This window comes from Streptomyces xingningensis (genome assembly GCF_054957865.1).
In genome coordinates this window covers 35,428-53,880 of sequence record NZ_JBDJPF010000033.1, presented here as the reverse complement: position 1 = coordinate 53,880, position 18,453 = coordinate 35,428, and the positions used below count along the sequence as shown (strand labels likewise).

Here is an 18,453-nt window from a genome sequence, read left to right as displayed (position 1 = left end):
GAAAATCCCCCCCGCGCCATGGTGAAGTTCGCTCTCCGCAGCGGTCTGCGCTGGAAGGTCAGCCTCGCCATCGCGGTGGTCGGCGCGCTCGTCGCCATCGCGCTCAGCCTGGTGGTGCACAACGCCGCCCGGGCCTCGCTGCTCAACGGCAGCCGCGATGTGATGGACCAGCGGGTACAGGTCGCCCAGCGCTACTACGAGTCCACCCGCCGGCTGATGCTGCACGCCAGGCTGGACGACCCGGCGCTGCCCAAGCCGCTGCGCGAGGCCGCCAGCCTCGGCCAGCGCGCCACCTACCTCCAGGACAACGGCAGTGGCACCCCCGAGGTCTGGGCCTCGGTCCCGCTGACCAACGGCAAGATCCTCTCGATCCACGCCCAGTTCAAGGACCGTCTCAAGATCCTCAGCGACCTGGACCGGGCACTGATCATCGGCTCCGTCTCCGTGGTCCTCGGCGGCTGCGCCCTGGGCATCCTGGTCGGCGGCCAGCTCTCCCGGCGGCTGCGCAAGGCCTCCGCGGCCGCCCGCAAGCTGGCCGACGGCAATGCCGGGGTACGGGTGCGGGAGGCCATCGGCGGCCGGGTGCGCGATGAGACCGACGACCTCGCGCGGGCCGTCGACGGCATGGCCCAGGCGCTCCAGGACCGGATCGAGGCCGAGCGCCGGGTCACCGCCGACATCGCGCACGAGCTGCGCACCCCCGTCACCGGCCTGCTGACCGCGGCGGAACTGCTGCCCCCGGGCCGCCCCACCGAGCTGGTACGGGACCGGGCGCAGGCCATGCGCACGCTGGTCGAGGACGTCCTCGAGGTCGCCCGGCTGGACGGCTTCGCCGAGCGGGCCGAGCTGCAGGAGATCGAGTTCGGCGAGTTCGTCCAGCGCCGGGTGCGGACCTTCTCGCCCGAGGCCCGGGTCAAGGTGGCCCGGCACGCCCATGTGTCCACCGATCCGCGTCGGCTGGAGCGCATCCTGGGCAATCTGCTGGCCAATGCGGCCAAGCACGGCCGGGGGCCCATCGAGGTCACGGTCGAGGGCCGGGTGCTGCGGGTGCGCGACCATGGGCCCGGCTTCCCGGAGGAGCTGCTGCGCGAGGGCCCGAGCCGGTTCCGTACCGGCAGCGAGGACCGGGCGGGCAAGGGCCACGGCCTGGGCCTGACCATCGCGGTCGGCCAGGCCCGCGTCCTGGGCGCCCGGCTGACCTTCCGCAACGCCGACCCGGAGGCGGAAGGGGGCGGCGGTGCGATCGCCGTGCTCTGGCTGCCGGAGTCGTCACCGACGAGCACCAGCAGCTTCCCGCTGATCCAGGTGCCGGACTGAGCGGGAACTCAGAGCTTGTCACCGCGGGCGCTCAGAAAACCGAGCGGCTCCACGGCCGTCCCGTAATCCGGGGTCGTGCGGATTTCGAAATGCAGATGCGGGCCGGTGGAATTACCGGTGGAGCCGGAAAGGCCGATCTCCTGCCCGGTGTCCACGCGCTGGCCCACCTGGACCTTCACCTGCGAAAGGTGCGCATACTGCGAATACGTCCGGTCGTCGTGCTCGATCACAATGGCATTGCCATAGGCCGGACCGTCGCCGCCGCCATTGGGGCCCGCCTTGACGACGGTGCCCCGGTGGACGGCCTTCACCGGCGTGCCGGTGTCGACGACCAGGTCCTGGCCGCTGTGCTTGTTGGCCCACCTGCTGCCGTCGATGCCGAAGGGCTGGCCGATCCGGTAGCCGTCCACCGGCTTGACCCAGGCGTCGGCGAGCCGGGCGCGCGCCTCGGAGCGGTTGGCGCGGTCCTGCTCAGCGGCCCGCTGCTGGTCCGCCGCCTTCAACTGCGTCTCGGCCTGCGCGCCGAGCGCATCGCCCAGGGCGGCGGCGGACGAGGGCCCGGCTATCTCGCTGAGCCCGGTCCCCTCGGCGAGCGCCACGCCCGCACCCAATGCCAGCGAGGCCCCGAGGCCTGCGGCCAGGACGGTGGTGGTGCGGCGGGCACGGAAAGCGGTGCGCTTCGACATGGAAAAACCTCCAGGCATGATCAGATCCCGGCCGTGGACCGGGATCGCCCTACCTTGGTAACCCGCCTTTCCCGCCCGGCCAACACGCCCTGCTACGGCCGCTCTTAGTAGCCGCGGGAATTCACCGGCCCTTTGCGGCGCCCGATCACCGGCCACCGGGGCACATTCGCGCCCGCCCGATCTCCGCCGTTCCGCTTAGTAGCCGGGAAATCCTCTGTGCGTCTTGTCACCGCGCCGGGACTCCTGCCGCGTCCGTTTCAGGACCAAAGCCCCGGCCGGCCGGAGTACGCTCCGGGCAGCGCTCGCACACTCATCACAACCGCCGGGGGCAACAGCATGAGCGACGATTCCCGCTTCGACGACATCGAGCTGGCGGAGGCCGTCCAGGCCATCCGCACCGGCCTCACCAGTGCCGCCACCGTGGGTGAGGGCCAGGACCTGGCCTTTGACGTCGGAGCGGTCACCATGGAGTTCACCGTGGAGATCCGCAAGGACGTCCGGGGCTCGGGCCGGGTCAAGGCCTGGGTGGTCAACGCGGGCGCCGAGGGCTCCCGCGGCTCGACCCACACCCACAAGGTCACCTTCACCCTGACGCCCAAGGACATCCGTACGGGCGGCAGCTGGCAGGTGGGAAACCAGCGGCAGGGCGGCACCTCGCGGTTCGGGCCGACCGGGCAGTGAGCCCGCACCGGGCCCCCGGCACATGGATCGGCCCCGGGACCGCCTGGCGGTTCCGGGGCCGATCTCCCTGCTGACGTGCTTATGCGTCCTTGGACAGGTTGGGCCCGGCCCCACCCGCGGCCGCGTCCACCGGCGGAGCGTCCGGCAGCGCCGACTTCTCCTCGCCCCGGAAGGTGAACTTCTTCTCCTCACCCTCGCCCTCGGTGCCGACGACCACGATGTGACCCGGTCGCAGCTCACCGAAGAGGATCTTCTCCGAGAGGATGTCCTCGATCTCGCGCTGGATCGTCCGGCGCAGCGGGCGGGCGCCCAGGATCGGGTCGTAGCCGCGCTTGCCGAGGAGCGACTTGGCGTCGGCACTGAGCTCGATGCCCATGTCGCGGTCCTTCAGCCGCTCGTCCACCTTGGCGATCATGAGGTCGACGATCTGGATGATGTCTTCCTCGGTGAGCTGGTGGAAGACGACCGTGTCGTCGACGCGGTTGAGGAACTCGGGCCGGAAGTGCTGCTTGAGCTCCTCGTTGACCTTGGCCTTCATCCGCTCGTACCCGGTCTTGACGTCGCCCTGGGCGGCGAAGCCCAGGTTGAAGCCCTTGGAGATGTCCCGGGTGCCGAGGTTGGTGGTCATGATGATGACGGTGTTCTTGAAGTCGACCACGCGGCCCTGGGAGTCGGTCAGGCGACCGTCCTCCAGGATCTGCAGCAGCGAATTGAAGATATCCGGGTGGGCCTTTTCGACCTCGTCGAAGAGGACGACGGAGAACGGCTTGCGGCGCACCTTCTCGGTGAGCTGGCCGCCCTCTTCATAGCCCACGTATCCGGGCGGGGAGCCGAAGAGCCGGGAGACCGTGTGCTTCTCGCTGAACTCCGACATGTCGAGGGAGATCAGTGCGTCCTCGTCACCGAAGAGGAATTCGGCGAGCGTCTTGGACAGCTCGGTCTTGCCGACACCGGACGGGCCCGCGAAGATGAACGATCCACCCGGGCGCTTGGGGTCCTTGAGGCCCGCACGGGTGCGCCGGATGGCCTGGGAGAGCGCCTTGATGGCGTCCTTCTGGCCGATGACGCGCTTGTGCAGCTCGTCCTCCATGCGCAGCAGGCGGGAGGACTCCTCCTCGGTGAGCTTGAAGACCGGGATGCCGGTGGCGGTGGCCAGGACCTCGGCGATCAGCTCGCCGTCGACCTCGGCGACGACGTCCATGTCGCCGGCCTTCCACTCCTTCTCCCGCTTGGCCTTGGCGGCGAGGAGCTGCTTCTCCTTGTCGCGCAGGGAGGCGGCCTTCTCGAAGTCCTGCGAGTCGATCGCGGACTCCTTCTCGCGGCGCACATCGGCGATCTTCTCGTCGAACTCGCGGAGGTCCGGCGGCGCGGTCATCCGGCGGATGCGCATCCGGGAGCCGGCCTCGTCGATCAGGTCGATCGCCTTGTCCGGCAGGAAGCGGTCGGAGATATAGCGGTCGGCCAGGGTGGCGGCCTGGACCAGCGCCTCGTCCGTGATGGAGACCCGGTGGTGGGCCTCGTAGCGGTCGCGGAGGCCCTTGAGGATCTCGATGGTGTGCGGCAGCGACGGCTCGGCGACCTGGATGGGCTGGAAGCGGCGCTCGAGGGCGGCGTCCTTCTCCAGGTACTTGCGGTACTCGTCGAGCGTGGTGGCGCCGATGGTCTGCAGCTCACCGCGGGCGAGCATCGGCTTGAGGATGCTCGCGGCGTCGATCGCGCCCTCGGCGGCGCCCGCACCCACCAGGGTGTGGAGCTCGTCGATGAACAGGATGATGTCGCCGCGGGTGCGGATCTCCTTGAGGACCTTCTTCAGCCGCTCCTCGAAGTCACCGCGGTAGCGGGAGCCCGCGACCAGGGCGCCGAGGTCGAGGGTGTAGAGGTGCTTGTCCTTGAGGGTCTCGGGCACCTCGCCCTTGACGATGGCCTGGGCCAGCCCCTCGACGACGGCGGTCTTGCCGACGCCGGGCTCGCCGATGAGGACCGGGTTGTTCTTGGTGCGGCGGGACAGCACCTGCATGACCCGCTCGATCTCCTTCTCGCGCCCGATGACCGGGTCGAGCTTGGACTCGCGCGCCGCCTGGGTCAGGTTGCGCCCGAACTGGTCCAGGACGAGCGAGGTCGAGGGCGTGCCCTCGGCCGGACCGCCTGCGGTGGCGGTCTCCTTGCCCTGGTAGCCGGAGAGCAGCTGGATGACCTGCTGCCGCACCCGGTTGAGATCGGCACCCAGCTTGACCAGGACCTGGGCGGCGACGCCCTCGCCCTCGCGGATCAGGCCGAGCAGGATGTGCTCGGTGCCGATGTAGTTGTGGCCGAGCTGAAGGGCCTCGCGGAGCGACAGCTCCAGGACCTTCTTGGCACGGGGAGTGAAGGGAATGTGCCCGGACGGGGCCTGCTGGCCCTGGCCGATGATCTCCTCCACCTGCTGGCGGACCGCCTCGAGCGAAATCCCGAGGCTCTCCAGGGCCTTAGCGGCGACACCCTCACCCTCGTGGATCAGGCCCAGGAGGATGTGCTCGGTGCCGATGTAGTTGTGGTTGAGCATCCGGGCTTCTTCCTGAGCCAGGACGACAACCCGCCGCGCACGGTCGGTGAACCTCTCGAACATCGTTAATCGCTCCTCAGAGCGGTCAGGCAGATCGGGGACGGTCCCCTCCCTGTCCTTCCGCATGCTAGTCCCGCGAGACGGGACAGCTCATTCCAACTGCCGACATCCGTCCGGATCACCCCCGCGTCGGCGGGGAAACCTGCTGCCGAACAGTCCGACATCTCCTCCAACCCGATGGTGGGAGACGATGTTCCCGCAGGCCAGGCATATACGCCCACCACCACTACGCCGATGGCGAACGCTCGCTTGATCCGGCGTGCCCGCTCACTGCCCCCGGTGGTGCGCTCCGCGCCCCGCTGTACCGCCTCTCCCCATGGGGAAAGTCTTACCCCCGTGCACTGACACTCCATGCGGCGCGAGCCCGTTCACTCCGCTACGGGCGAACACCCTCGCACTACCCGGAGCCCCTGTGCGCCCCTCCAGTTCTATACGCAGCGTGCCCGAATATGAACCCTGCGTAACCCAACGGAGTTGGCTCAGTTGCACCGTTCATGACTGCTGCCCTCCCCGGCCCTCGCTCCCCGGCGGGTTCCGCGCCTCCGCCCGGTACGCCCCACCGATGGCGTCGGTGGTACGAACGCGAGCTCGGCTGGCCCGCCGCCGGCGACCGGCCCGTGGAGCTGCTGACCGGGGTCCGGTTCGATGCCCTGGGCCTGCCGGCCGACGCGGGGTTCGCGGTGCTCGGGCGGGTACGGCCCACGGGGCCGGTCGCGCTCGACGAGCGGGCCCGGAAGCTGTGGTTCCTGACCGCCGTGGGCACCGCGGACGAGCTGCCCGGGCTGCTGGACTGGCTGGAGTGGGGCGGAATCGCCCTGGAGCTGACCACCCGGGGGGCCGGTGGCCGGATCCTCGCGCCCGCGCCTGCCGGTGGCGCGGCCGATGACGGCGCGGACCCGCCTTCCCTCATTGCCTCAAGGGCACGGGAGGTACCCCCGGCGCAGGAGGCCGTATGGTTGCGACCTCCCCGGCCGGGAAGCGAGGTGGAGCCGACCCTGCCGGTGTGCGGCCTCGGGGGCGGGGTGGGCGCCCCCGATCTCGTACGGCTGGTGAGCGCGGCGGCGACGGAGTGCCACCGGGCCCGGCTGCTGCGCGCCGACCGGGCACGCGGGGGGCAACCGACGGGAGATCAGCCGTTGGCCTTCTCGTACGCCTCACGGATGTCGGCGGGGACCCGGCCGCGGTCATTGACGTTGTAGCCGTTCTCCTTGGCCCAGGCGCGGATCTTCGCGGTGTCCTGGGCGCCGCCGGAGACGGCGCTGCGGACCTTGCCGCGCCCGCCCGCCGCACGGGCACCCGTACGACGGCCCGCCTTCACGAAGTTGGTGAGCGACTCCCGGAGCTTGTCCGCGTTGGCCGTGGAGAGGTCGATCTCGTAGCTCTTGCCGTCCAGGGCGAACGTCACGGTCTCGTCCGCCTCGCCGCCGTCGAGGTCGTCGACAAGAAGGACCTGAACCTTCTGCGCCACGGGGGATTCCTTTCATCAGCAGAAAAGGGATTACGGAGGAATAGCAAACCGCCTTTCCCTGAAAAACACAAACCCCCGGGGAAGGTTCAGCTGTCCATCCGGACGGGAAGGGCGGCTTCCACGGCAGCACGATAGGGGCGCGATTCGGACATAGGGTCCGCGATCACAGATGCAGAAGCATCCGGCTGTTGCCAAGGGTGTTCGGCTTCACTCGTTCGAGACCCAGGAACTCGGCAACACCCTCGTCATAGGAGCGCAGCAGCTCGCTGTAGACATCACCGTCCACCGGGGTCTCGCCGATCTCAACGAAGCCGTGCTTCGTGAAGAAGTCGACTTCGAAGGTGAGGCAAAAAATGCGGCGCACGCCGAGCCAGCGCGCCGTCTGCAGCAGCTTGTCGAGTACCGCGTGACCGACTCCGCCGCCCTTGACCGCGGGATCGACCGCGAGAGTGCGCACCTCCGCGAGGTCTTCCCACATCACATGCAGTGCACCGCACCCGACGACGGTACCGTCATCATCCTGCTCGGCAACCCAGAACTCCTGGATGTCCTCGTAAAGAGTCACGGTGGCTTTGTCGAGCAGGATGCGGTCGCGCACGTACGCGTTGATGAGCCGGCGCACGGCGGGGACATCGGCGGTCCGGGCCCGGCGGACGGTGACGACTTTTGTGCTGGCGGACTCGGCAGACGCAGGAGGCATAACCGGACGCTATCGTCCGGCCTCCGGAGTGCCCGCGCCGGGATCGTCGAGTTGCGCGACCCGCATGGCATCGCGCAGGGCTTCGCGTTGTTCGGCCGACATCATGCCGAAGAAGGCGACGAGAGCGGCCGCGGGGTTGTCACTCAGGGACCATGCTTCGTTCATCAGTGCGGCAGAGTAGGCGGCCCGGTTCGAGACCGCCTCATATCGATAGGCGCGGCCTTCGGCTTCCCGCCGCAGCCAGCCCTTCTGATACAGGTTGTCCATTACGGTCATCACGGTGGTGTAGGCGATGGACCGTTCCTGCCGAAGGTCTTCCAGCACTTCTCGAACAGTGACCGGCCGGTTCCACTCCCACACGCGGGTCATGACGGCATCTTCCAGATCACCCAGGCGTCGAACCACACGCGAATAATAGTGGTAGATGTCTTGAATGCCGGTTTATTGCGGCGAGAAAAAGGGGCGTACGGACCGAGAAATGCGGTCTCGGGCCGTACGCCCGTTCAGGCGCGGGGCGCTGCCGTTGTTTTCCGGGGCGCGGCGTTCAGGCGCCGGCGCCGTTGGATTCCTGACGGCCCGCCTCGGAGCGTGCGAGTGCGGCATCGACGAACGCGTCTTCCTTGGCCTTGTTCGCACCGCCTTGGCTCTTGACGATCGTCACGACCAGCGCGATAAAGGCGACCGCCATCACCACGGGCGGGACCAGCGCGGCGACATAGTCCATGGCCGTCGGCTCCTTCTGGTTCTGGATTCGGTGGTTGAGCGACCCGTCCAGGTTACTGATGGCCCCTTCGCGGTGTCGGTCCGGGTGTCCCGGTCAGTCGTCGTTCCGGCCGGGGGTCCGGGGGGCGCTCCCCGGGGGTGCGCAGCACGCCGGTGCCAGCCGGGCCCCGGGGGGCGGGGCGGGCTTGCGGCGGGGCGGGAAGACCTCGCCCGGGGTGGGAATGGGGCGGTCGGGCCGCGGCGCCTTCGGCCCGGGGGTGGGCGGCGGAGTGTTGGGCTTGTCCGGCTTGGGGCCCGGCTTCCGGCCGCCCGGCGTGGGCTCGGGTGCGGGCGCATCCCCCGACCCGGCCGGTGCGGCGCCCGGCGCCCGGCCGGCCGGCCGGCGGGGGTGACAGGGGCGGGGCCGGGCCGGCGGCACGGTCGCGGCGGCCCAGGCCGCCTCGGTCAGCCGCTCACAACGCCGCAGCAGCGCCTGGCGGCGGACGGACTCGGCGTCGCCGGACGGGGTGGCGCAGAGCACGCGCAGCGCGGCCAGGTCCTCGGCGCCGGGCCTGAGGCCCGCCGCGAGGGCGTCCTGGAGCCGCTCCACATAGCCGGGCGCGGTGCCGGGCAGAGCTGTGCGGTAGCGGGCGAGGTCGGCGCGGAGGAAGGCGCGCAGCCGGCCGCCCTCGCGGGCGGCCTCGTCCACGGCCGCCACCAGCCGGAGACAGTCGCGCAGGTCCGCGTCCCGTTCGAGGCCGGGGCGCCGGACGAGGGAGTGGGGTTGAAGAGCGATGGCGAGGGCACGGCGCAGCACGCGCAGCTCGTTCGCGCTGAACGCCATGCCGCCGCGGGATCCATAGGGCGTGGGCATGGGGCGACTTTAAGTGCTAAACGGACAAAATTCGCTTAGCGTGGCGTTCTTGGCGTGGCTCCCGCTGCTTCCCCCTACGCCCGGGCGATATTGCGCTCGTACACCAGCCGCAGTCCGATGAGGGTGAGCCAGGGCTCGTGCTCGTCGATGACGGTCGCCTCGCCGAGCACCAGCGGGGCCAGCCCTCCGGTGGCGATGACGGTGACGTCGTCCGGGTCCTCGGCCAGTTCCCGGGCGATGCGGTGGACGACGCCGTCGACCTGGCCGGCGAAGCCATGGATGATGCCGGACTGCATGGCCTCGACCGTGTTCTTGCCGATGACGCTGCGCGGCCGGGCCAGTTCGATCTTGCGGAGCTGGGCGCCCTTGACGCCCAGCGCCTCGACGGAGATCTCGATGCCGGGCGAGATCACCCCGCCCGCGTACTCGCCGCGCGCGCTGACCGCGTCGAAGGTGGTGGCGGTGCCGAAGTCGACGACCACACAGGGCCCGCCGTAGAGCTCGACGGCGGCGACCGCGTTGACGATGCGGTCCGCGCCGACCTCCTTGGGGTTGTCCATGAGGATCGGCACACCGGTCTTGACGCCGGGCTCGACCAGCACGGCGGGCACATCGCCGTAGTAACGGCGGGTCATCTCGCGCAGCTCGTGCAGCACGGAGGGGACCGTGGAGCAGATCGCGATGCCCTCGATGCCCTCGCCCAGGTCCTCGCCGAGCAGCGGGTGACGCCCCATCAACCCCTGGAAGAGCACCGCGAGTTCATCGGCGGTGCGGCGGGCGTCGGTGGAGATGCGCCAGTGCTCGACGATGTCCTCGCCGTCGAACAGGCCGAGAACGGTCTGGGTGTTGCCGACATCGATGGTGAGCAGCATCAGCGGACGTCCCCCTGCGGCTCCTCCCGGAGGTCCAGCCCTATGTCGAGGACCGGTGCCGAGTGGGTGAGCGCGCCGACGGAGAGGTAGTCGACCCCGGTGCCGGCGTAGGCACCGGCGTTGGCGAGGGTGAGCCGGCCCGAGGACTCCAGCCGGGCGCGCCCCGCGACCAGCGCGACGGCCTCGCGGGTCTGTTCCGGGGTGAAGTTGTCCAGCATGATCAGGTCGGCGCCCTCGGCGAGGACCGGCGGGATCTGGTCGAGCCGGTCGACCTCGACCTCGATCTGCAGGTCGGGGAACTGCTCCCGGACGGCCTTGAACGCCGGGGCGACGCCGCCCGCGGCGACCACGTGGTTGTCCTTGACCAGCGCGGCGTCGGACAGCGACATCCGGTGGTTGACGCCACCGCCGCAGCGCACCGCGTACTTCTCCAGGGCGCGCAGCCCGGGGGTGGTCTTGCGGGTGTCGCGGACGGCCGCGCCGGTGCCCTCGAGCGCGTCGGCCCAGGCGCGGGTGGCGGTGGCGATGCCGGACAGCCGGCTCAGCAGGTTGAGGGCGCTGCGCTCGGCGGTGAGCAGGTCGCGGGTGCGGGTGCGGACCGAGAGCAGCTTCTGGCCCGGCTGCACCCGGTCGCCGTCCTCGGCGTGCCGCTCGACCTCGAGTTCGTCGGTACAGACGACGGAGAGGATCGCCTCGGCGATCCGCAGCCCGGCGACGGTGCCCGCCTCGCGGGCGGTGAAGTCGCCGGTGGCGACGGCGTCTTCGGGGACGGTGGCGACGGTGGTGACGTCCACGCCGCCGTCCAGGTCCTCCTCGACGGCCATGGTGGCGACTTCCTCGACCATGATCGGGTCCAGCCCGGCCTCGACCAGCAGCCCGGCGAGCGTGTGGTCGAGCCCGCACTCCCAGTCGAACGCCCCGGTGGCACAGGGGCAGTCGGCGGGGCAGCCGGGTTCCTCGATGGTGGTGAGCTTGTACTGGAGGTTCTCGGGGATGCTCACGCGATGCTCCTTGCGGGGAGGGGGGTCTCAGGCGGGAAGGCGGCCGATTCGGTGCCGGCGACGGCAAGCGTACGGTCCGGGCGCAGGGTCACGAGGAGGTGCCGGCGCCAGCCGTCGTCGTCGCGGTCGGGGTGGTCCTCGCGCCAGTGGCTGCCGCGGGTCTCCTCGCGGCGCAGGGCAGCGGCGACCAGCACCCGGGCGACCAGGAGCAGATTGGTGGCCTCCCAGCTCTCGGTGCCGGGTTCGGCCGCCTTGCCGTCCTTGCCGTCCTTGTCGCCCCGCAGCGGGGTGCGCTGGATGCGGTCGAGCCGCCGGGCGGCGGCGGCCAGGCTTTCAGCGGAACGGAGGACTCCGGCACCGGTGGTCATGATGCGCTGGATCGTGTGGCGGTCCTCGGGGGCGACCAGCGGCTCGCCCGGCTGCCGCGGGCTCACCGCCTCACCCGGCGTCCGGGCGGTGCCGGCGATGTCCGCCGCGATGCGCTCGGCGAAGACCAGGCCCTCCAGCAGCGAGTTGGAGGCGAGGCGGTTGGCGCCGTGCACCCCGGTGCAGGCGGCCTCGCCGCAGGCATAGAGGCCGGGCACGGTGGTGCGGCCGGACAGCCCGGTGCGTACGCCGCCGGAGGCGTAGTGCGCGGCGGGCGCGACCGGGATGAGCCCGGCCACCGGGTCGATGCCGTGTGCGCGGCAGGCGGCCAGGATGGTCGGGAAGCGCTCGGCCCACATCGCCGCCCCGAAGTGGCGGGCGTCCAGGTACATGTGCTCGGCGCCGGTCTCGCGCATGCGGCGCATGATGCCCTTGGCGACGATGTCGCGGGGGGCCAGCTCGGCCAGCTCGTGCTGTCCGGTCATGAAGCGGTGGCCGTCGGCGTCCACCAGGTGGGCGCCCTCGCCGCGCACCGCCTCGGAGACCAGGGGCAGTTGGCCCTCGGCGTCCGGGCCGAGCCAGAGCACGGTCGGGTGGAACTGGACGAATTCCAGGTCGGAGATCTCGGCCCCGGCGCGCAGGGCGAGCGCCACGCCGTCGCCGGTGGAGACGGCGGGGTTGGTGGTCGCGGAGAACACCTGGCCCATGCCGCCGGTGGCCAGCACGACGGCACCGGCCCGTACCGCGCCGACGCCGTCGTGCTGGCCCTCGCCCATGACGTGCAGCGAGACGCCCGCGGCCCGGCCCTCGGCGTCCTTGAGGAGGTCGAGGACCAGGGCGTGCTCGATGGTCTCGATCCCGGCGTCCCGGACCGCGGCGACCAGCGCCCGGGAGATCTCGGCGCCGGTGGCGTCGCCGCCCGCGTGGGCGATGCGGCGGCGGTGGTGGCCGCCCTCCCGGGTGAGCAGGATCTCGCCGGAGACGGCGTCGGTGTCGAAGCGGGCGCCGGTGGTGATCAGCCTGCGCACCGCGTCGGGGCCCTCGGTGACCAGGGCTCGTACCGCCTGCTCGTCGCAGAGTCCGGCACCGGCCACCAGGGTGTCGTCCAGGTGCTGGGCGGGGGTGTCGCCCTCGCCCAGCGCGGCGGCTATGCCCCCCTGGGCCCAGCGGGTGGAGCCGTCGTCCAGCCGGGCCTTGGTGACCACGGTGACCTTCGCCCCGGCGGCGGCGCAGCGCAGCGCGACGGTGAGCCCGGCGACGCCGGAGCCGATGACGACCACATCGGCGTCCACGGACCAGCCGGGTCGGGGTGCGTCCAGCCGTATGCCGCTCATGAGCGCGCTCCGAACTCCAGGGGGACGTTGTCGATGAGGCGGGTGGTGCCCACCGTGGCGGCGACGGCCAGTACGGCCTCGCCGGTGTGGTCGTCGGGAACCTCGGTGAAGTCGGCCGGGTCGACCAGCGCCAGGTAGTCGAGGACGACGGGCGGTTCCAGGGTGGCCGCCCGGTCGAGGACCGCACGGGCGGAGCGGCGTACGGCCGCCGGACCGAGCCCGGCGGCGTCGGCGGCGGTCAGCAGGGCGCGGGAGAGCTCCAGCGCGGCGGCCCGGCCGGCGGTGGAGAGGTAGCGGTTGCGGCTGGAGAGGGCGAGGGCCGCGCCCTCGAGTACCGTGCCCTCCCGGACGGTCGGCACGCCGACGATCCCGACCGGGAAGTTGAGGTCGCGCACCATCCGGCGGATCAGCGCCAGTTGCTGGGCGTCCTTCTGCCCGTACAGCGCCAGGTCCGGGCGGGTGAGGTGCAGCAGCTTGGCGACGACGGTCAGCATGCCGTCGAAGTGGCCGGGCCGGTGCGCGCCCTCGAGCCGCTCCCCCATGGGTCCCGCGGTGATGCGGACCTCGGGCTCCCCGCCGGGGTAGACCTCGGCCACGGACGGGGCGAAAACGGCATCGGCGCCGGACTTCCCGGCGAGCAGGATGTCCTCGTCGAGGGTGCGCGGGTAGCGGTCCAGGTCTTCGCCGGGGCCGAACTGCAGCGGGTTGACGAAGACGGTGACGACCACCTGGCCGTCCTCCGTCACCAGCCGCCGGGCCTCGCGGATCAGGGTGGCATGGCCCTCGTGCAGGGCGCCCATGGTCATCACCACCGCGCGGCGGCCCCGGTGCGGCAGGGCGTGCAGCTCCTCGGCATCGCGCACGAGCCGGACGGGCCGGGTGGTCCGGGTGGTCCGGGTGGTCAACGGGATCCTCCGTCCGAGAGGACGCCTAGCAGGTCCTCCGCCAGTTCCGGCTTGAGCAGGCCGTGCGCCAGCGCGCGGTCCGCGGTGGTACGGGCCATCGCCAGGTATCCGGCGACCGCGTTCGGCGCATGGGTGCGCAGCTCGGCGACGTGGGCGGCGACGGTGCCCGCGTCGCCGCGGGCCACCGGGCCGGTGAGGGCACCGTCACCGCTGCGCAGCGCGTTGTCGAGGGCCGCGCCGAGCAGCGGGCCGAGCATCCGGGCCGGGGCGGTGACCCCGGCCGTGCGCAGCAGCTCCATCGCCTGGGCGATCAGGGTGACCAGGTGGTTGGCGCCGATGGCCAGGGCCGCGTGGTAGAGCGGCCGGGCGTCCTCCTCGATCCACTCGGGCTCGCCGCCCATCTCGATGACCAGCGCCTCGGCCGCGAGCCGCAGTTCCTCGGGCGCGGTGACCCCGAACGAGCAGCCGGCCAGCCGCTGGACGTCCACCGCGGTGCCGGTGAAGGTCATCGCGGGGTGCAGGGCCAGCGGCAGGGCGCCCGCGCGGCGCGCCGGGTCGAGCACGGCGGCGCCATGGCGGCCCGAGGTGTGCACCAGCAGCTGTCCGGGACGTACCGCGCCGGTCTCGGCGAGACCCGCGACCAGGTCGGGGAGGACGTCGTCGGGCACGGTGAGCAGTACCAGGTCGGCTCGCGCCAGCACCTCGGCGGGGGTTACCACGGGTACGCCCGGCAGCAGCTCGGCGGCCCGGCGCAGCGAGGCGTCGGAGACGCCGGAGGCGGCGACCGGGCGGTGCCCGGCGAGCTGCAGCGAGGCGGCGAGCGCGGGGCCGACACGGCCGGCTCCGACGACGCCTACGGTCAGCCGCGCGGGGCGTTCGCGGGCGCCGGCCGATTCGGGGGTGGGTGGTGCGTTCACGCGGCGGGATGCCTTCCGTTCCAGTCCGCGGGGGTACCGGACGATTCCGCTGCCATGCTACGCGCCGGGTGCGCTCGGCGGCTGCGGTGTTCCCGGGGCTGTGGACAATCTCATTGCGGCCGTCGGGTCCGGGCCGCGAGGATCCCGCCATGACCGAGGACATGACCGAGGAACGGCACGATGAGGTCCCGCCCGTGGACCGCGACCGGAGACTGGCGGCGCTGTGCGCCTCCGACCGGGTTCTGTCCCACATCCCGCTCGCCCTGACGATCGGCGAGCGGCTGGCCCGGCTGTCCGCCGAGGCGCCGCAGGTGTACGACCTCGACCGGGGCCCGGACTTCTACGGCGACGGGATCGTCGGCGATCTGGAGCGCCGGGTCGCGGAGCTGCTGGGCAAGGAGGCAGCCGCGTTCTTCCCCACCGGCACCATGGCGCAACAGGTGGCGCTGCGGGTGCATGCGGACGACCGGGACAGCGATGCAGTGGCCCTGCACCCGATGTCGCATCTGATCAGGCATGAGCGGGACGCCTATGCGGTGGTCAGCGGGTTGCGGGCGGTGCACACCACGAGTGCGCCGCGGCAGCCGACGGCGGCGGAGATCGAGGAGCTGGACGAACGCTTCGGGACGCTCGTCCTGGAACTGCCGCTGCGCGACGCGGGGTTCCTGCTGCCCACCTGGGAAGAGCTGAACGAGGTGGTGGAGGCGGCCCGGGAGCGCGAGGCCGCCGTGCACTTCGACGGCGCACGGCTGTGGGAGTGCGCCCCGCACTTCGGGGTCGGCCTGCCGGAGATAGCCGCCCTCGCGGACACGGTGTACGTCTCGCTCTACAAGTCGCTCGGCGGTATCTCGGGGTCGGTACTGGCGGGTCCGTCATGGCTGGTCGAGCAGGCGAAGGCGTGGCGGCACCGGTACGGCGGGAATGTGGTGCACCAGTGGCCGGTGGCGCTCACCGCGCTGGCCGGGCTGGAGCGCGAGCTGCCCCGGTTGCCGTCGTATGTGGCGCACGCGAAGGTTGTCGCGCGGGCGCTGGCTGAGGCGTTCGAGGCGGCCGGTGTGCCGTGGTTCCGGATACATCCGGACGTACCGCACACCCACCAGTTCCAGGTGTGGCTGCCGTATTCGCCGGAGGCCCTGGAGGAGGCCGGGACGCGGCTCGCGGAAGAGGAGCGTGCGGCGCTGTTCAACCGCTGGTCCACGGCGGAGATACCCGGCCTGGCGGTCACCGAGGTCACGGTCGGCGCCTCAGCGCTGGGCTGGACTGCGACGGACATCGGCGACGCGGTGGGCGCTCTGCTCGGCCGGGTCACCGGGGCGGCCACGGCGTAGCAGTCGCGCCCAGCACGAGCGGCGGCGGGCGGCGTGCTCGTCGACCACGGCGATGAATTCGCGCCAATCGCGGTACTCCCGCACAACCTGCCACTCGTTGCGGCCCGGCGCCGGCGGAGCGGGCGTCCGGTGCTGAGTGGCGCGGTAGCTGTCGAGCAGGTGCTGCTGGGATGCGTTCATGCCCTCACGGTGCGGCCGCCCGGCGGCGCTCGGCGCGTGGATTGACCAGGAACGTCAATCGAGGGCCGGTGGTCCGGAAACCGCCCCCACAATGGGTGCCATGAGCGTGACGATCGACATCACGGGCCTGCCGGCCGAGCGGGTGCTGTTCCGGGTCTCGCCACTGGCCGAGCTGGGCAACGCCCTGCACGTACTGGCCGAGCCCGCCCACCATCCCGGGCTGCACGGCTGGTCGACCTCGACCACCGCCGGTCTCAAGCCCGATCTGGCCGACCGGCTGTGCGAGGCGGACTTTCTGTGGGGTCCGGTCATCTCCGACATCATGATCCCGTTCGCCGCGCTCCCCGAGCTGGCCGGAATGCCCTGCACCACGCTCGCCGAAGAACTGGACATGACCGACCGGATCGACGACGAGCGGTTCGTGGGCGCCGCCCTGGAGATCAGCTGCGTAAGCCACTACTCCACGAACGGCGCCTCGCCGCTCACCGACGCCCGCTCCCGCTCCGAGGCCCTGGACCGGGCCGCGGCGCGCGGCCCCCGGCAACTGGAGTTCGCCCGGCGGCTGCTGGACGACCCGCCGGTCGTCCGGGCCTGGATCCGCCGCCTGTTCGAGGACTGCGAGCAGGCGTTCTTCGGGGACGTCTGGCAGCGCGTGGGCATCCAACTGGCCACCGACGCCCGGCACAAGACGGAGGTGCTGCAGCGCAAGGGGCTGCGCGAGGCACTGGCCGAGGTGTCCCCGGCCGTCCACCTGGACGAGGACCGCACCCGGATCACCATCGACAAGCTCAGCAGCGGCCGGACGACGGCCGTCGACCCGGCGGTCGGCGCGGGCGTCACGTTCGTACCGTCCTCCTTCGGCTGGCCCCATCTGATGGTGCTGCACGCACCGGGCTGGCGGCCGGTCGTCCACTACCCGGTCGCCGCGCCCGAACTGGCCGGCCCGGCCTCCCTCGACCTGCTGAAACTCCGCATGGAGGCACTCGCCCACCCGATGCGGATCCGGATCTGCCGCAATCTGGCCCGCACCGCGTTCACCACCGGTGAGCTGGCAGCCGAACACGGCATCAGCGCACCCGAGGTGTCCCGCCACATCACGGTGCTGAAGAAGGCCGGGCTGCTGACCACCCGGCGGCGCGGCCGCTATGTGCTGCACCAGCTGGACCTGACGGTGGTGGCCCGGCTGGGCAGCGACTTCCTGGAGGGCGTACTGCGTTGACCAGCGCGTGATCTCCGGCACGTTTGGCGCCGGGCGGCCGCGCCGGACGGACCCGGGCGGCAGACTGCCGCCATGAGCGAACGTTCCACGAGTGAACGAGTGGGCCCCGCCGTCACCTTCGGCCTGCTGGCCGCCTGGGCGGTGCACGACGCCGAGGAACTGGCCGCCATGGGCCGCTTCGCCCGTACCCGGATACCGGAGCTGCGCGAGCGCTTCCCGCAGGTGCCGGAGAAAATCTGGCGCGCGGTGGAGTCCACGGTGGGACGCGAATTCGCGGTGGCCGTCGGGGTGACGGCGACGGTGGTGGCCGCCGCGGCCGCCGACGGACGGCGCACCGGCGGGCGATCCGGGTTCTACCAGGCCACCCTCGACGGCTTTGGGCTGCACGGGCTGGTGCATCTGGCACAGGCCGCCGCCACCCGCGGCTACACGCCCGGCGTGGCCACCGCACCACTGGTCGTGGTGCCGTTCACGCTCTGGGCCCGGGCCCGGCTGCGGCGCGCCGGGGTGCTGCGCCCGTCGGGCGCGCGAGGCGCCGCCCGGGGCCTCGCGCTGGCCGGAGCGGCCACGGTCGGGGCCCATCTGGTGGCACGGCGGCTGGTCCGGCAGTAGCGGTTACGCGGCCGGACCGCCGCCGGCCCGCACCAGGCCGCTCTCATAGGCCATCACCACCACCTGCACCCGGTCCCGCAGGCCCAGCTTGGTGAGGATGCGCCCCACATGGGTCTTCACCGTCGCCTCGGACAGCACCAGCCGCGCCGCGATCTCGCCGTTGGACAAGCCCTGGGCCACCAGCAGCAGCACCTCGCGCTCGCGATCGGTGAGGCGGCTCAGCTCCGGGCCGGCCGGGGTGTCCCCGGCACTCGGCAGCATCGGGGTGAAACGGTCCAGCAGCCGCCGGGTGGTGCTCGGTGCGACGACCGCGTCGCCGCTGTGCACCGCCCGGATGGCGCCGAGCAGTTCGGCGGGCGGCACGTCCTTGAGCATAAAGCCGCTCGCGCCGACCTTGAGCGCGGAGAAGGCGTACTCGTCCAGGTCGAAGGTGGTCAGGATGAGCACCTTCGGCGGGTTCTCCTGGGCACAGATGCGCCGGGTCGCCTCCACTCCGTCCAGCCTGGGCATGCGCACATCCATCAGGACCACATCCACGGCGGTGGCCCGCAGGACCTCCAGCGCCTCCGCGCCGTCCCCGGCCTCGGCGACGACCGTCATGTCGGGCTGGGCCGCCAGCACCATGCGGAAGCCGGTACGGAGCAACATCTGGTCATCGACCAGCATGACGCGGATGGACATGCGGGGAT

Annotated in this window: 20 protein-coding genes; 6 read left to right on the top strand and 14 right to left on the bottom strand. The window is 71.7% G+C overall.

The annotated features are described in order from the left end of the window. The first annotated feature begins 18 nt into the window (after positions 1 to 18). Positions 19 to 1,317, top strand: coding sequence for a two-component system sensor histidine kinase CseC (gene cseC / locus ABCR83_RS18725; protein WP_462696186.1), 1,299 nt, complete (start codon positions 19 to 21; stop codon positions 1,315 to 1,317). Positions 1,318 to 1,325: 8 nt separating this feature from the next. Here the strand turns inward: cseC and ABCR83_RS18720 are convergent, their stop codons facing one another. Beyond that, on the bottom strand, positions 1,326 to 2,003 hold the full coding sequence (locus ABCR83_RS18720; RefSeq protein WP_462696185.1) for a M23 family metallopeptidase: 678 nt from the start codon (positions 2,001 to 2,003) through the stop codon (positions 1,326 to 1,328). Positions 2,004 to 2,339: 336 nt separating this feature from the next. Between ABCR83_RS18720 and ABCR83_RS18715 the strand changes: the two genes are divergently transcribed. Next, entirely contained in the window at positions 2,340 to 2,684 is a 345-nt protein-coding gene (locus ABCR83_RS18715; RefSeq protein WP_462696184.1) for a trypco2 family protein, read from the top strand. Positions 2,685 to 2,763: 79 nt separating this feature from the next. On the opposite strand, the gene ABCR83_RS18710 is transcribed toward ABCR83_RS18715, so the two are convergent. Beyond that, complete coding sequence (locus ABCR83_RS18710; RefSeq protein WP_462696183.1) at positions 2,764 to 5,289, bottom strand: ATP-dependent Clp protease ATP-binding subunit; 2,526 nt, start codon at positions 5,287 to 5,289, stop codon at positions 2,764 to 2,766. Positions 5,290 to 5,780: 491 nt separating this feature from the next. Here ABCR83_RS18710 and ABCR83_RS18705 point away from each other — a divergent pair, with 491 nt between their 5' ends. Then, entirely contained in the window at positions 5,781 to 6,485 is a 705-nt protein-coding gene (locus tag ABCR83_RS18705) for an SCO3374 family protein (protein WP_462696182.1), read from the top strand. Here ABCR83_RS18705 and ABCR83_RS18700 read toward each other — a convergent pair. The 10 genes from ABCR83_RS18700 to ABCR83_RS18655 all read right to left on the bottom strand — a co-directional run bounded on the left by ABCR83_RS18700 (position 6,416) and on the right by ABCR83_RS18655 (position 14,425). Then, on the bottom strand, positions 6,416 to 6,754 hold the full coding sequence (locus tag ABCR83_RS18700) for a histone-like nucleoid-structuring protein Lsr2 (RefSeq protein ID WP_462696181.1): 339 nt from the start codon (positions 6,752 to 6,754) through the stop codon (positions 6,416 to 6,418). The two genes, ABCR83_RS18705 and ABCR83_RS18700, sit on opposite strands and share 70 nt — an antisense overlap. Before the next feature lie 163 nt (positions 6,755 to 6,917). After that, complete coding sequence (locus ABCR83_RS18695) at positions 6,918 to 7,454, bottom strand: amino-acid N-acetyltransferase (protein ID WP_462696180.1); 537 nt, start codon at positions 7,452 to 7,454, stop codon at positions 6,918 to 6,920. A 9-nt stretch (positions 7,455 to 7,463) separates the two neighbouring features. Further along, a complete protein-coding gene (locus ABCR83_RS18690) occupies positions 7,464 to 7,859 on the bottom strand; it encodes a BlaI/MecI/CopY family transcriptional regulator (RefSeq protein WP_462696179.1) in 396 nt (131 codons plus the stop codon). A gap of 139 nt (positions 7,860 to 7,998) precedes the next feature. Further along, the gene (locus ABCR83_RS18685) at positions 7,999 to 8,178 is read right to left on the bottom strand and encodes a hypothetical protein (RefSeq protein ID WP_462696178.1); all 180 of its coding nucleotides are present in this window, start codon (positions 8,176 to 8,178) and stop codon (positions 7,999 to 8,001) included. Between the two features lie 93 nt (positions 8,179 to 8,271). Continuing rightward, the gene (locus ABCR83_RS18680; RefSeq protein ID WP_462696177.1) at positions 8,272 to 9,030 is read right to left on the bottom strand and encodes a hypothetical protein; all 759 of its coding nucleotides are present in this window, start codon (positions 9,028 to 9,030) and stop codon (positions 8,272 to 8,274) included. Positions 9,031 to 9,104: 74 nt separating this feature from the next. Next, entirely contained in the window at positions 9,105 to 9,902 is a 798-nt protein-coding gene (locus ABCR83_RS18675; protein WP_462696176.1) for a type III pantothenate kinase, read from the bottom strand. Then, positions 9,902 to 10,864, bottom strand: coding sequence for a carboxylating nicotinate-nucleotide diphosphorylase (gene nadC / locus ABCR83_RS18670; protein WP_462696208.1), 963 nt, complete (start codon positions 10,862 to 10,864; stop codon positions 9,902 to 9,904). Before nadC ends, ABCR83_RS18675 begins: the two co-directional genes overlap by 1 nt. 35 nt (positions 10,865 to 10,899) lie before the next feature. Then, on the bottom strand, positions 10,900 to 12,603 hold the full coding sequence (locus ABCR83_RS18665; protein ID WP_462696175.1) for an L-aspartate oxidase: 1,704 nt from the start codon (positions 12,601 to 12,603) through the stop codon (positions 10,900 to 10,902). Further along, positions 12,600 to 13,508: a pantoate--beta-alanine ligase gene (gene panC, locus ABCR83_RS18660; protein ID WP_462696174.1), complete on the bottom strand. Its 909-nt coding sequence runs from the start codon at positions 13,506 to 13,508 to the stop codon at positions 12,600 to 12,602. The genes ABCR83_RS18665 and panC overlap by 4 nt, the downstream gene beginning before the upstream one ends. Next, the gene (locus ABCR83_RS18655; RefSeq protein ID WP_462696173.1) at positions 13,505 to 14,425 is read right to left on the bottom strand and encodes a Rossmann-like and DUF2520 domain-containing protein; all 921 of its coding nucleotides are present in this window, start codon (positions 14,423 to 14,425) and stop codon (positions 13,505 to 13,507) included. Before ABCR83_RS18655 ends, panC begins: the two co-directional genes overlap by 4 nt. Positions 14,426 to 14,574: 149 nt before the next feature. Between ABCR83_RS18655 and ABCR83_RS18650 the strand changes: the two genes are divergently transcribed. Continuing rightward, a complete protein-coding gene (locus ABCR83_RS18650) occupies positions 14,575 to 15,753 on the top strand; it encodes a threonine aldolase family protein (RefSeq protein WP_462696172.1) in 1,179 nt (392 codons plus the stop codon). On the opposite strand, the gene ABCR83_RS18645 is transcribed toward ABCR83_RS18650, so the two are convergent. Then, a complete protein-coding gene (locus tag ABCR83_RS18645; protein ID WP_462696171.1) occupies positions 15,670 to 15,933 on the bottom strand; it encodes a hypothetical protein in 264 nt (87 codons plus the stop codon). The two genes, ABCR83_RS18650 and ABCR83_RS18645, sit on opposite strands and share 84 nt — an antisense overlap. Positions 15,934 to 16,033: 100 nt before the next feature. On the opposite strand from ABCR83_RS18645, the gene ABCR83_RS18640 reads away from it, so the two are divergent. Both ABCR83_RS18640 and ABCR83_RS18635 read left to right on the top strand, forming a co-directional pair. After that, positions 16,034 to 17,152, top strand: coding sequence for a DUF5937 family protein (locus ABCR83_RS18640; RefSeq protein ID WP_462696170.1), 1,119 nt, complete (start codon positions 16,034 to 16,036; stop codon positions 17,150 to 17,152). A gap of 72 nt (positions 17,153 to 17,224) precedes the next feature. Beyond that, complete coding sequence (locus tag ABCR83_RS18635; RefSeq protein WP_462696169.1) at positions 17,225 to 17,764, top strand: HXXEE domain-containing protein; 540 nt, start codon at positions 17,225 to 17,227, stop codon at positions 17,762 to 17,764. Between the two features lie 3 nt (positions 17,765 to 17,767). Here ABCR83_RS18635 and ABCR83_RS18630 read toward each other — a convergent pair whose 3' ends face one another. Next, on the bottom strand, positions 17,768 to 18,445 hold the full coding sequence (locus tag ABCR83_RS18630; protein WP_462696168.1) for a response regulator: 678 nt from the start codon (positions 18,443 to 18,445) through the stop codon (positions 17,768 to 17,770). Between the last annotated feature and the right edge of the window lie 8 nt (positions 18,446 to 18,453).

What these genes read in the sequence shown, in the direction of transcription:
- ABCR83_RS18680 (WP_462696177.1), bottom strand. Translation starts at nt 9,030, where the DNA reads ATGCCCACGCCCTATGGATCCCGCGGCGGCATGGCGTTCAGCGCGAAC.
- ABCR83_RS18695 (WP_462696180.1), bottom strand. Translation starts at nt 7,454, where the DNA reads ATGCCTCCTGCGTCTGCCGAGTCCGCCAGCACAAAAGTCGTCACCGTC.
- cseC (WP_462696186.1), top strand. Translation starts at nt 19, where the DNA reads ATGGTGAAGTTCGCTCTCCGCAGCGGTCTGCGCTGGAAGGTCAGCCTC.
- ABCR83_RS18650 (WP_462696172.1), top strand. Translation starts at nt 14,575, where the DNA reads ATGACCGAGGACATGACCGAGGAACGGCACGATGAGGTCCCGCCCGTG.
- ABCR83_RS18635 (WP_462696169.1), top strand. Translation starts at nt 17,225, where the DNA reads ATGAGCGAACGTTCCACGAGTGAACGAGTGGGCCCCGCCGTCACCTTC.
- ABCR83_RS18720 (WP_462696185.1), bottom strand. Translation starts at nt 2,003, where the DNA reads ATGTCGAAGCGCACCGCTTTCCGTGCCCGCCGCACCACCACCGTCCTG.
- ABCR83_RS18715 (WP_462696184.1), top strand. Translation starts at nt 2,340, where the DNA reads ATGAGCGACGATTCCCGCTTCGACGACATCGAGCTGGCGGAGGCCGTC.
- ABCR83_RS18685 (WP_462696178.1), bottom strand. Translation starts at nt 8,178, where the DNA reads ATGGACTATGTCGCCGCGCTGGTCCCGCCCGTGGTGATGGCGGTCGCC.
- ABCR83_RS18710 (WP_462696183.1), bottom strand. Translation starts at nt 5,289, where the DNA reads ATGTTCGAGAGGTTCACCGACCGTGCGCGGCGGGTTGTCGTCCTGGCT.
- ABCR83_RS18630 (WP_462696168.1), bottom strand. Translation starts at nt 18,445, where the DNA reads ATGTCCATCCGCGTCATGCTGGTCGATGACCAGATGTTGCTCCGTACC.
- ABCR83_RS18645 (WP_462696171.1), bottom strand. Translation starts at nt 15,933, where the DNA reads ATGAACGCATCCCAGCAGCACCTGCTCGACAGCTACCGCGCCACTCAG.
- ABCR83_RS18705 (WP_462696182.1), top strand. Translation starts at nt 5,781, where the DNA reads ATGACTGCTGCCCTCCCCGGCCCTCGCTCCCCGGCGGGTTCCGCGCCT.
- ABCR83_RS18675 (WP_462696176.1), bottom strand. Translation starts at nt 9,902, where the DNA reads ATGCTGCTCACCATCGATGTCGGCAACACCCAGACCGTTCTCGGCCTG.
- ABCR83_RS18640 (WP_462696170.1), top strand. Translation starts at nt 16,034, where the DNA reads ATGAGCGTGACGATCGACATCACGGGCCTGCCGGCCGAGCGGGTGCTG.
- ABCR83_RS18665 (WP_462696175.1), bottom strand. Translation starts at nt 12,603, where the DNA reads ATGAGCGGCATACGGCTGGACGCACCCCGACCCGGCTGGTCCGTGGAC.